The organism is Achromobacter sp. (assembly GCF_050285585.1).
GTDB lineage: Bacteria > Pseudomonadota > Gammaproteobacteria > Burkholderiales > Burkholderiaceae_B > Achromobacter.
Window position 1 is genome coordinate 174,115 of the sequence record NZ_JBLZXF010000004.1, and the last position, 11,631, is coordinate 185,745.

The window sequence follows — 11,631 nt, forward strand, 5'->3', positions numbered from 1 at the left end:
GCCGCGCTATGGACATCTCACCTCGATGCGGTGCGTCAGCCCCTTGGTAATGGCGAAGAGTTCGTCGGGCAATGCGTCCGGATCGGCCGGGATCGCGGCCAGTTGCTGCATGGTTTTCCAATCCAGTTCCTTGGGCTTGCGGTAGGCCGACGCACAGGCCGCGCCTTGCGGGCCCCCGAGGGACACGGCGTTCTTGCCATCGAAGGCGTAGGCCACAAAGTAGGTGGGGTCGTAGATGTCCACGTGCGCGCCGTCCGCGCCCGGCGCGGCGGGCTCGGCCAGCGGCAATGTAAAGGACAGGGTCAGGCGCGTGGTCTTGGGATCCCAGTCGACGCGCGCGTCCCGCGGCGCCGCGAAGGCCGCGGTCTTGCCGTCGACCGTGACACGGGTGAAGTAGTGCGAGACGGGTTCGCCCAGCGCCTTCATCCAGTCCTGCGCCATGCCTTGCAGAACATCCGCCGGCAGGGCGCCGCCCTTGCCCCGCTTCAAGCCCTGCGTGGCATAAGCGCCGAACATTTCGTCGAACAGCCAGGTCTGCCGCAATGCGGTGATGCGCTTGTTGGCGTCGATTTCGATCACCGCGCGGGCATCGATCCACATATGCGGGTGCGCGCCGGCCGCGCCCGCGCCCAGCAGGGCCGCCACGGCGGTCAAGGTTGCAAGGCCGCGGCGAGCTGACGTGCGTTCCATTCGAACATTTCCAGGTAGGTGGCGCCGGGTTGGCCGGCTTTGGACAGGGCATCGGAATAGAGCGTACCACCCACCTTGGCGCCGGTTTCCCGCGCGATCTGCTGGACCAGTTTGGGGCTGCTGATGTTCTCCACGAACACCGCCGGGACGCGCTCGCGCTTCACCTGTCCGATGATGCGCGCCACATCGCCTGCCGAGGGCTCGGCATCGGTCGACATCCCCATCGCCGGGATGAAGGCCACGCCGTAGGCGGCGCCGAAATAGCCGAAGGCGTCGTGCGAGGTCACGACCTTGCGGCGTTCGGCCGGAATCGCGGCGAACGTCTTGCGGACATCGGCATCCAGCGCCCGCAGGCGGGCGATGTAGGCCCGGGCGCGTTCGCGATAGGCGTCCGCGCGCGCCGGATCGGCGGCGGCCAGCCCTTCGGCCACGTTGCGGGCGTAGATCACGCCGTTGGACAGGTCCTGCCAGGCATGCGGATCGGCATCGCCGTGATGATGGCCGCCCTTGTGATCGTGGCCATGGTCGTGGTCGTGGCCATGGTCGTGGTCGTGGTCGTGGCCATCGTGATCGTGGCTCCCGCCCGCTTCCGCGAATTTGCGCGGCGTCACGCCCTTGGAAGCCACGACGGTCAGGCCGGAAAACCCCGAGGATTTCGCCAGGCGCGGCATCCAGGTTTCGAAATCCAGCCCGTTCACGAACAGCACGCCGGCGGCGGACAGTTTTTTCGCGTCGCCCGGCGTGGGCTCGTACTCGTGCGCGTCGCCGTCGGGCCCGACCAGCGTGGCCACGCTGACGTCCTGGCCGCCGACTTCGCGCACGATGTCGCCCAGGATGGAAAAGCTCGCGACGGCCTTCAGCGGGTCCGCGGCATGCGCAGCCCCGAAAGCGGCCGAAAGGCACAGGCCGGCCAGGGCCAGCAGCGCGCGGCGGCGCGCGGTGGAAACGGAACGCATGGCGAATCTCCTTTGAAGTCAGGCCCGCCGCATACGGCGCGGCGTCCGCAGCAGCCCGCCTTGCGGGCCGCCCACGATGGAAAACAGGTAACACGCGCCGGCCGCCAGGATGATGGCGGGCGACGCCGGCACGTTGAAGTGATAGGAGACGAGCAGGCCGGCCACGGACGCCGCCACGCCCAGGCCCGCGGCCAGCGGAATCTGGCTGGCCGCCGAACGGACCCAGAAGCGGGCGGCGGCGGCGGGCAGCATCATGATGCCGACCACCATCAGCGTGCCCAGCACCTGGAATCCCGCGACGAGGTTCACCACGACCAGCACCAGAAAGCCCATGTGGACCCAGCCCCCCCTGCCGCCGCTGGCCCGCAGGAAACCCGGATCCAGGCACTCGGCCACCAGCAGCCGGTAGATCGCGGCCAGCGCAAGCAGGGTCGCGCTGGCGACAGCGGTCACCAGCAGCAGCGCCGGATCGTCCAGCCCCAGCACCGTGCCGAACAGCACGTGCAGCAAGTCCATGTTGGAGCCCCGCAGCGACACCAGCAGCACGCCCAGGCCCAGCGATATCAGGTAGAACGCGGCGAAGCTGGCGTCCTCGCGCAGCGGCGTCAACCTGGCCACCAGGCCCGCCAGCAAGGCCACGGCCAGGCCCGTGGCGATGCCGCCCAGCATCATCGCGCCCAGCGACAACCCCGCCAGCAGAAAGCCTGCCGCCACGCCGGGCAGGATGGCATGCGACATGGCGTCGCCCATCAGGCTCATCCGCCGCAGCACCAGGAACACCCCGAGCGGCGCCGCGCCCAGGGACAGCGCGCTGGCGCCGGCCAGCGCCCGCCGCATGAAGCCGTAATCCAGGAAGGGCGACACCACCCATTGCACGAGGCTCATGCCGGGAGCCTCGCATGCCATTGCCGGGCGGCTCGCAGGTGCGCGTCGTCCAGGGCGCTGGCCGTATCGCCCCAGGCCACCACCGCGCCGGACAGGAGCAGGCATTCGGGAAAGTGGTCGCGCACCAGGTCCAGGTCGTGCAGGACCGCGATCACCGTCCTGCCCTGCCCATGCAGACCGCAAAGCAAAGCCATCAGATCGTCCGCGGTGTGGCTGTCCACCGCGGCGAACGGCTCGTCCAGGAGCAGCACCGGCGCGTCCTGCACCAGCATCCGCGCAAATAGCGCGCGTTGCATCTGCCCGCCCGACAAAGTGCCCACGCCGCGCCCCGCCGCATCCGCCATGCCCACCGTTTCCAGGGCGTGCATGCAACGCGCGAGCTCGTCGTCGGCCACCCTGCGCCATCCGCCCACGCGGCGCCACGCGCCCATGGCCACCAGTTCCAGCACCGACACGGGAAACGACCGGTCCAGCTCCGCCGCCTGGGGCAGCCACGCGAGGCCGGCGCGGCCGGCGCCGGTGACGCGCACGCTGCCGGCCATGGGAGGCAACACGCCCATGATGCCTTTGATCAGCGTGGACTTGCCCGCGCCGTTCGGCCCCACCACGGCGGTCATGCCGCCTGGCGCGAAGCGCCCCGACACCGACTTGAGCGCAGCATGGCCGTGCCAGCCGAAGGAGGCCTCCTCCAGTTCGATGGTGACGGGCGCGCTCATTGCGGCCACCAGCCCAGCGCCCAACCGGTCAAGGCCCACAGGGCCGCGGCCGCCGCCAGCGCGACCGCCATGCGGCGCCCGGCCGAAACGAGAAAAGCGGAACGCGGAGGCAGGCTTTGCCCCGGCGCGGCGCCGGGCCGCGGAGACCAGAGCGTGAAATGCGACATCGGGAATCGGTGAGAGAGATAGTTTTATTATGTTATATCATAACTAAAACGCTTGATTCTGCCGGTTTCGCCCGCATCTGGGTGTTTTCTGCTACCTTCCTGGCATCTCGCGCGCATCGCGCGCGTTATCCATACACATGAAGCCAGCCATGCCCGCAACGCCCCGCTCCCCCCGCAGCGACACCGTGGACGCCCAGCTCGGCGTCGCCGAGACGCTGTGCGAGCAGCGCGGACGCCGCCTCACGCCCATCCGCCGCAAGGTGCTGGAACTGCTGCTGCGCCACGGCCGCAGCCTGAAAGCCTATGAATTGCTGGATGCGATGCGCGCGGTGCATCCGGGCGCCGCGCCGCCCACGGTGTACCGGGCACTGGATTTCCTGATGGACGAGGGCCTGATCCATCGCCTGGACGCGGTCAATGCCTGGAGCGCCTGCCACGACGCGGGCGGCGCCCCTCACGACTTGCTGGTGGTCTGTACGGGCTGCGGCGCGGTCGCGGAAGTGTCCGACCCCGCCATGAGCCGGCAACTGGCCGAGCGCGTCGCGCAAACCGGCTACGCCCTGGCCACGCACGAAACCGAAATCCGCGCGCTGTGCCCCCAGTGCCAGAAAAAGCAGCCCGCGGACGACGCCCACCATCATCACCACCATTAGGCGGGGCCGCAGCGCGGCCGGATCTCATCCGTTCGGCCTGCTCCATCGGCCAGCTCCGCGCGATGGGCGCATCCTGGCGGACCCGTCCGCTCTTGAAATACCGGAAACCGCCCCAAAATAGTGGTATCGCCCGATACTTGACGGCGTACGGCAGCCATCCGGGCCGCCGGGCCCCCGGGTTCACCCTGGGTTTGCCCCCTGCCCCCGACTGTGCTGTAATCCTGCGTCCGGCCGCTGTCGGCGGCCATCGCAGCCTGTGGCAAACATCCTCCGGCCAAGCCAGGGAAACCCCGTTCCAGAACGCAATGCGGGGTTGCAAGTCCCCTTGCCGAGAGTTCCTGTTTAACGCCTTGACTTCACGCTAGCAGCTTCGCCATGAATACCCCGCGCAGTTTGGACAAAATGGTTCCCGTCACCATCCTCACCGGCTTTCTCGGTGCGGGCAAGACCACCCTGCTCAAACGCATCCTGACCGAGTACCATGGCCGCCGCGTCGCGGTCATCGAAAATGAATTCGGGCCGGAAAGCATCGACAACGACCTGCTCGTCCAGGACAGCAACGAGGAAATCATCGAGCTGTCCAACGGCTGCGTCTGCTGCACGGTGCGCGGCGACCTGATGCGCACGCTGTCCGAACTGCGCGCCAAGCGCGAAGCCGGCGAACTGAATTTCGAACGCGTCATCCTCGAAACCACCGGCATGGCCAACCCCGGCCCCGTCTGCCAGACGTTCTTCATGGATGACGACATCGCCGAGTACTACCGCCTGGACGCGGTGGTCACCGTGGTCGATGCCAAGCACGGCATGTCCACGCTGGACGAACAGCCCGAAGCCCAGAAGCAGGTCGGTTTCGCCGACCGCATCCTGATCTCGAAGAAAGACCTGGTCAACGAAGTCGACTACGAAGCGCTGCGCCACCGCCTGGTTCACATGAACCCGCGCGCGCCGATCACCGCCATCAACTTCGGCGAAGTCGACCTGAAGTCCATCATCGACATCAGCGGCTTCAACCTGAATTCCATTCTGGACATCGACCCGGAGTTCCTGGCCGATGAGCATCCGGACGCCGCGCACGACCATGCCCACGGGCACGATCACGACCATGATCACGGCCACGGCCATGACCACGATCACGATCATGACCACGACGGCGAATGCGGCGCGCACTGCAATCATGCCCATCATCACCACCCCAAGCACGACGACGAAATCGGCGCGTTCGTGTTCCGTTCCAACAAGCCGTTCGATCCCGCGCGCCTTGAGGAATTCCTGGGCGGCGTCGTGCAGGTCTATGGCCCCGACCTGATGCGCTACAAGGGCATCCTGTACATGAAGGGCATCAACCGCCGCATGTTGTTCCAGGGTGTGCACATGATGATGGGCGCCGAACCCGGCAAGCCGTGGACCGCGGCCGAAAAGCCTTCCACCAAGATGGTTTTCATCGGCCGTAAGCTGCCCCAGGAGATTTTTACCCGGGGCTTGGAGCAGTGCCTGGCGGGGTAATCCCCTTCCTGACGTGACGCGATGCGACGAAGGCAGTACTGTGAGGTACGAATAGCGTAGGCAACAAGTAACACGGACGGGGAATGAACGCCCGCGCCAGGATCGATTCATAGTGGAGTGTTTTCATGGCTACCAAGGCAGCAACCAAGAAACCAAGCAAGTCGACGAGCGATACGGCGATTGATCTGCCCAGCGAAAAAGAATTGCTGGCCATGCCCGAGTCCGACTATATGAACGAACGCCAGCTGGCTTTCTTCAAGGAACGGCTCAAACAACTCGAACAGGACATCCTGGCCAATGCCGGCGAAACCACGGAGCACCTGCGTGAAACGCAATTCGTGCCCGACCCCGCCGACCGCGCCACGATCGAGGAAGAACATGCTCTCGAGCTGCGCACCCGCGACCGCGAGCGCAAGCTGCTGAAGAAGGTGCAGCAATCCATCGCTCGCATCGACAGCGGCGAATACGGCTGGTGTGAGGAAACGGGCGAGCCCATCGGCATTCCGCGCCTGCTGGCCCGCCCCACGGCGACCCTGTCGCTCGAAGCGCAGGAGCGCCGCGAAATGCGCCAGAAGCTCTACGGCGACTGATCCGTCCCGTATTCAGATCGACCCTGAAAGGCTATGCTGGTTTCCAGCATAGCCTTTTTTGTTCCCTTGATTTCCCTGGAAACGCCCCCAGCTATTTCCTTCAAAGGAAGGAAAGCATGGAACAATTTCACGCCACCACCATCGTGTGCGTGCGCCGCGGGAACCGCGTCGCACTGGGCGGCGATGGCCAGGTCACCCTGGGCAACATCGTCATCAAGGGTACGGCCCGCAAGATCCGCCGCCTGTACCACGACAAGATCCTGGCCGGCTTCGCCGGCGCCACCGCCGACGCATTCACCCTGCAGGAGCGCTTCGAAGCCAAGCTGGAGAAGCACCAGGGCAACCTGATGCGCGCCGCGGTCGAGCTGACCCGCGACTGGCGTACCGACCGCGTGCTGCGCCGCCTGGAAGCCATGCTGATCGTGGCCGACGCCGAACACACGCTGGTGCTGACCGGCAACGGCGACGTGCTCGAGCCGGAACACGGCCTGGCGGCCATCGGCTCCGGCGGCGCCTATGCCCAATCGGCCGCGCTGGCCCTGCTGCGCAACACCGAACTGCCGCCCGAGGCGATCGTCAAGCAATCGCTGGAGATCGCTGGCGATCTGTGCATCTACACCAACCAGAACCACGTCATCGAAACGCTGGGCGAGTGATGCCCGCAAGCGGCGCCTTGCGGCGCCGCGCCGCTCCCCCAGCCTGTCCCAGCATCAAGGATCCGCCCTCATGTCCGCATCCAACATGACGCCCGGAGAGATCGTCTCCGAACTCGACAAGTACATCGTCGGCCAGAACCGCGCCAAGCGCGCCGTCGCGGTGGCCCTGCGCAACCGCTGGCGCCGCCAGCAGGTCGCCGAGCCCCTGCGCCACGAAATCCACCCCAAGAACATCCTCATGATCGGCCCCACCGGCGTGGGCAAGACCGAAATCGCGCGCCGCCTGGCCAAGCTGGCCAACGCGCCCTTCATCAAGATCGAGGCCACCAAGTTCACGGAAGTGGGTTACGTGGGCCGCGACGTCGACACCATCATCCGCGACCTGACCGAATACTCGATCAAGCAGACGCGCGAACTGGAAATGCGCCGCGTGCGCACGCAGGCGGAAGACGCCGCCGAGGACCGCATCCTCGACGCGCTCGTGCCGCCGGCGCGCAGCGCCTCGGGCGAGCCCGAGCGCGGTGAGGACAACAGCGCCCGCCAGACCTTCCGCAAGCGCCTGCGCGAAGGCAAGATCGACGATCTCGAAATCGAGATCGAAGTGGCCCAGGCCGTGCCCCAGATGGATGTCATGACGCCCCCCGGCATGGAAGAAATGGCCGAGCAGCTGCGCGGCATGTTCGCCGGCATGGCCCGCGACAAGAAAAAGCCCAAGAAGATGAAGGTCCGCGAAGCCTTCAAGCTGATCGTCGAAGAAGAAGCCGCCAAGCGCGTCAACGAAGAAGACCTGCGCTCCGTGGCGATCACCAACGTCGAACAGAACGGCATCGTGTTCCTGGACGAAATCGACAAGATCGCGGCCCGCCAGGAAAGCGGCGGCGCCGACGTTTCGCGCCAGGGCGTGCAGCGCGACCTGCTGCCGCTGGTGGAAGGCACCACGGTCAACACGCGCTATGGCATGGTCCGCACCGATCACATCCTGTTCATCGCGTCCGGCGCGTTCCACCTGTCGCGCCCGTCCGACCTGATCCCCGAGCTGCAGGGCCGCTTCCCGATCCGCGTCGAACTGGAATCGCTGACCGCCGAGGACTTCGTGCGCATCCTGTCCGATACGGACGCGTCGCTGACCAAGCAGTACAAGGCGCTCATGGCCACCGAGGACCTCGAGCTGGAATTCACGGACGACGGCGTGCGCCGCCTGGCGGAACTGGCCTTCGACGTGAACGAAACCACCGAGAACATCGGCGCGCGCCGCCTGTACACGGTGATGGAAAAGCTGCTGGAGGAACTGTCCTTCGACGCCACATCCAGCCAGGACAAGCACGTGAAGATCGACGCCGCCTACGTCAACGCCCAGCTGTCGGAAGCCGCCAGCAGCCAGGACCTGGCCCGCTACGTGCTGTAAGCGCCAGGCGGCCCTGGCCGCCGGCCGAAAGCCGTTTGCCGCGATTCAGCGGCAAACGGCTTTTTCGTTGGGGGTCGCGAGCGCAGGCTTTAGTTCGCGATCTCGGTCACGATGTACTTGCCGTCCTTGCGCTCGGCGGTAAAGGTAACCTTGTCACCCGCCTTGATCTTGGCCAGCAGGGCCGGATTGGCCTCGTACACCAGCGTCATGGCGGGCAAGTCCAGCTGCTTGATGGCGTCGTGCTTGATCGTGACCTTGCCCGCGGCCGGGTCCACCCGCCGCACTTCGCCGCTCGCCTGGGCCTGCTGCGCGAACGCCATCGGCGCCGCCACCGCCACGACGGCCACGGCGGCAGCCGCGACCATGGGGATTGCGTACTTGCGGTCAAAAACCATGCAGATATCCTCCGGTTGCTGCGAAGGCCCATCAGGGCGGACTGGGCCACCCCGGCCTTCCATAGTGCTAGGATACCGCCCTTGTGCAACAGTCGCCCGGCGCGAACGCAACAATCCTGACCATTGATTGCATCCGACGGGCCGCGCGGCAGCCCTCCCAGGGCCGGACAAAAAATCCGAACCATTCGTCACTATTTCAGGAATTCCCATGGCCAATCGTCTATCTGTCATAGCCACCCGCACGGGAGACGACGGCACCACGGGCCTGGGGGACGGATCACGTGCCCCCAAGGACGCGCCCCGGATCGCCGCCCTGGGCGACGTGGACGAACTCAATAGCGCGATCGGGCTGCTGCTGACCGAAGCGCTGCCCGCCGAGATCTCCGCCGACCTGGCCGCCATCCAGCACGACCTCTTCGACATGGGAGCGGAACTCTGCATTCCCGGCCACGTTGCCGTGACCGACGAACAAGTCGCCCGCCTGGACGCGCGCCTGGCCCACTACAACGGCACCCTGCCGCCCCTGCGCGAATTCATCCTGCCCGGCGGCTCCCGAGCGGCCGCGCTGGCGCACATGGCGCGCACGGTGTGCCGGCGCGCGGAGCGGGCCGTGGTGGCTCTGGCGCGGGTGGACAGCGTGAACCCTCCAGTTCGACAATATTTGAACCGACTGTCCGATCTGATGTTTGTGCTGGCGCGCCATCTCAATAAAGTGCTAAATGTCGGGGACACATTCTGGAGCAGTCCGAACGCCCGTAAGGCCACGTAAGCCATGCGAGGAATTGCAAGTCATCCCTCTCCGGTAAGGTTGGCATTCCATATATTGCATCCTACACTTTGTTTCATTTATTAGGTTGCCTAAGCGGAGTTGCGGCATAATGAGCGGTTATCGAGCGGGTTTGCGCACCGCGCTCACAGCTCAAGGATCCAATAAAGAATGAGTATTATTGTCACCGGCGGCGCCGGATTCATCGGTTCGAACTTCGTACTCGATTGGTTTGCAACAAGCGACGAACCTGTCATCACTCTTGACAAGCTCACCTACGCTGGCAACCCCGAGAACCTGGCATCGCTGGCAGGTAATCCCAACCATCAACTCGTGCAGGGCGACATTGGCGATACCAAACTGGTGCCCGACTTGCTGGCCAGGCACAAGCCGCGCGCCGTGTTGAACTTCGCGGCCGAATCCCATGTGGACCGTTCCATTCACGGCCCTGGCGAATTCATCCAGACGAATATCGTCGGCACCTTCCACCTCCTGGAAGCCGTGCGGGCGTACTGGAATGAACTGCCCACGGACGAACGCACCGCCTTCCGCTTCCTGCACGTCTCGACCGACGAAGTCTACGGATCGCTAAAAAAGGATGATCCCGCGTTCAGCGAGACCAACCGCTACGAGCCCAACAGCCCATACTCGGCTAGCAAGGCGGCCAGCGACCATCTCGTTCGCGCGTATCACCACACCTACGGTCTGCCGGTACTTACGACCAATTGCTCGAACAATTACGGTCCTTATCATTTCCCGGAAAAGCTCATTCCGCTAGTGATCCACAATGCACTGGCCGGCAAGCCCTTGCCGATCTACGGCGACGGCCAGCAAATCCGTGACTGGCTGTACGTGAAGGATCACTGCTCCGCGATCCGTCGGGTGCTGGCCGACGGCAAACTGGGGGAAACCTATAACGTGGGTGGTTGGAACGAAAAGGCGAATCTTGAAGTCGTCCATACCCTTTGCGCACTCCTTGACGAACTCAGCCCTCGAGCCGATGGCAAGCCTTATAAGGATCAGATAACCTTCGTCAAGGATCGCCCCGGCCACGATCAGCGTTACGCTATCGACGCCTCTCGCCTGGAGCGCGAATTGGGCTGGCAACCGGCCGAGACTTTCGAGTCGGGTATCCGAAAAACGGTGCAGTGGTATCTGGACAACCAGCAATGGGTCGCCAATATCACCAGCGGCGCCTATCGCGATTGGGTCAATACCCAGTATTCCGCTTGATTATTCGGGCTGCATTAGAAGGCGCGCACGCGCCTTTTCCCGTTCTATCACTACCATACAGTCATCCCTTTACATGGGTAGGCCATTGAGCCAACAAGTCGCTATTCTTCTTTGCACATACCAGGGTGAAAAGTACGTGCCGGAACAGTTGGACTCGTTTGACGCTCAAACCTATCCGCATTGGAAGGTATGCGCCTCGGACGACAGCCCCGACGACGCCACTCGGCGGGTGCTGGCCGACTACCAATCGCGTTGGAAGCCGGGCCAACTGACCGTGTACGACGGCCCACGCAAAGGCTTCGTCGCCAATTTCATGTCCTTGATCTGCCGGCCCGAAGTCGAGGCGGACTATTACTCCATGTCGGACCAGGACGACATCTGGTATCCCGAAAAGCTGCAGCGCGCAGTGGAATGGCTGGATACGATCCCGGAAGGGGTGCCCGCGCTGTATTGTTCCCGCACCGAATTGATCGATAATCTCGGCACGACATTGGGGTATTCACCGCTATTCAGCCGCCCACCGGCGTTCGCCAATGCGCTCGTGCAGAATGTGGCCGGCGGCAATACCATGGTGTTCAACAATGCGGCCCGGCGCCTGCTCATCGCTGCCGGCAGCGATATCGATGTAGTGGCCCACGACTGGTGGGTCTATATCGTGGTCAGTGCTTGCGGAGGCCGCGTACACTATGACAGTCAACCATCCTTGAGGTATCGCCAGCACGGCGGCAACCTGATCGGCGCAAATGCTGGGATCGGGGCTCGATTGTTGCGGATCCGCATGCTGTTCCAAGGTCACCTCAAGAAGTGGAGCGACCAGCACATCACGGCAATCGCACCGTTGCTGCCTCAGCTTACGCCAGAGAACCGCAGGACCTTTGATCGATTTACCCGAGCGCGCAAACGTAGCCTGCTTCCCCGCATTGTGGGCATCGTGCGCTCCGGCATTTATCGGCAGACCACATTGGGCAATATTGGCCTGCTGGCGGCGGCTATTTCGAATCGCATCTAGAGACCCA

13 protein-coding genes are annotated in these 11,631 nt (G+C 64.6%); 8 read left to right on the plus strand and 5 right to left on the minus strand.

The genetic code is table 11. The features are described 5' to 3' along the window. Positions 1 to 6 precede the first annotated feature (6 nt). The 4 genes from ACN6PJ_RS08395 to ACN6PJ_RS08410 are packed head-to-tail and all read right to left on the minus strand — an operon-like array spanning position 7 to position 3,247. Positions 7 to 690, minus strand: coding sequence for a DUF1007 family protein (locus ACN6PJ_RS08395; RefSeq protein WP_427995411.1), 684 nt, complete (start codon positions 688 to 690; stop codon positions 7 to 9). Then, on the minus strand, positions 651 to 1,646 hold the full coding sequence (locus ACN6PJ_RS08400; protein ID WP_427995412.1) for a metal ABC transporter substrate-binding protein: 996 nt from the start codon (positions 1,644 to 1,646) through the stop codon (positions 651 to 653). The genes ACN6PJ_RS08395 and ACN6PJ_RS08400 overlap by 40 nt, the downstream gene beginning before the upstream one ends. A gap of 18 nt (positions 1,647 to 1,664) precedes the next feature. Continuing rightward, positions 1,665 to 2,531, minus strand: coding sequence for a metal ABC transporter permease (locus ACN6PJ_RS08405; RefSeq protein ID WP_427995413.1), 867 nt, complete (start codon positions 2,529 to 2,531; stop codon positions 1,665 to 1,667). After that, complete coding sequence (locus ACN6PJ_RS08410) at positions 2,528 to 3,247, minus strand: metal ABC transporter ATP-binding protein (protein WP_427995415.1); 720 nt, start codon at positions 3,245 to 3,247, stop codon at positions 2,528 to 2,530. Before ACN6PJ_RS08410 ends, ACN6PJ_RS08405 begins: the two co-directional genes overlap by 4 nt. 316 nt (positions 3,248 to 3,563) lie before the next feature. On the opposite strand from ACN6PJ_RS08410, the gene ACN6PJ_RS08415 reads away from it, so the two are divergent. The 5 genes from ACN6PJ_RS08415 (at position 3,564) to hslU (ending at position 8,221) form a co-directional block, all read left to right on the plus strand. After that, entirely contained in the window at positions 3,564 to 4,067 is a 504-nt protein-coding gene (locus tag ACN6PJ_RS08415; protein WP_427995416.1) for a Fur family transcriptional regulator, read from the plus strand. A gap of 375 nt (positions 4,068 to 4,442) precedes the next feature. Continuing rightward, positions 4,443 to 5,570: a CobW family GTP-binding protein gene (locus ACN6PJ_RS08420; protein ID WP_427995417.1), complete on the plus strand. Its 1,128-nt coding sequence runs from the start codon at positions 4,443 to 4,445 to the stop codon at positions 5,568 to 5,570. Positions 5,571 to 5,695: 125 nt separating this feature from the next. Continuing rightward, a complete protein-coding gene (dksA, locus tag ACN6PJ_RS08425; RefSeq protein WP_043544572.1) occupies positions 5,696 to 6,160 on the plus strand; it encodes an RNA polymerase-binding protein DksA in 465 nt (154 codons plus the stop codon). A gap of 116 nt (positions 6,161 to 6,276) precedes the next feature. Next, positions 6,277 to 6,816: an ATP-dependent protease subunit HslV gene (hslV, locus tag ACN6PJ_RS08430; RefSeq protein ID WP_043544571.1), complete on the plus strand. Its 540-nt coding sequence runs from the start codon at positions 6,277 to 6,279 to the stop codon at positions 6,814 to 6,816. 70 nt (positions 6,817 to 6,886) lie between these two features. Beyond that, positions 6,887 to 8,221, plus strand: a complete 1,335-nt coding sequence (gene hslU / locus ACN6PJ_RS08435; protein ID WP_427995418.1) for an ATP-dependent protease ATPase subunit HslU — start codon at positions 6,887 to 6,889, stop codon at positions 8,219 to 8,221. A gap of 89 nt (positions 8,222 to 8,310) precedes the next feature. Here the strand turns inward: hslU and ACN6PJ_RS08440 are convergent, their stop codons facing one another. Continuing rightward, entirely contained in the window at positions 8,311 to 8,616 is a 306-nt protein-coding gene (locus tag ACN6PJ_RS08440) for a copper-binding protein (RefSeq protein ID WP_427995419.1), read from the minus strand. A 208-nt stretch (positions 8,617 to 8,824) separates the two neighbouring features. Here ACN6PJ_RS08440 and ACN6PJ_RS08445 point away from each other — a divergent pair, with 208 nt between their 5' ends. The 3 genes from ACN6PJ_RS08445 (at position 8,825) to ACN6PJ_RS08455 (ending at position 11,624) form a co-directional block, all read left to right on the plus strand. After that, positions 8,825 to 9,385 carry a cob(I)yrinic acid a,c-diamide adenosyltransferase gene (locus ACN6PJ_RS08445; RefSeq protein ID WP_427995420.1) on the plus strand — a complete coding sequence of 187 codons (561 nt, stop codon included), beginning with the start codon at positions 8,825 to 8,827 and terminating at the stop codon, positions 9,383 to 9,385. A gap of 168 nt (positions 9,386 to 9,553) precedes the next feature. Next, on the plus strand, positions 9,554 to 10,615 hold the full coding sequence (gene rfbB, locus ACN6PJ_RS08450; protein WP_427995421.1) for a dTDP-glucose 4,6-dehydratase: 1,062 nt from the start codon (positions 9,554 to 9,556) through the stop codon (positions 10,613 to 10,615). A gap of 85 nt (positions 10,616 to 10,700) precedes the next feature. After that, positions 10,701 to 11,624, plus strand: coding sequence for a glycosyltransferase family 2 protein (locus tag ACN6PJ_RS08455; RefSeq protein WP_427995422.1), 924 nt, complete (start codon positions 10,701 to 10,703; stop codon positions 11,622 to 11,624). Positions 11,625 to 11,631 lie beyond the last annotated feature (7 nt).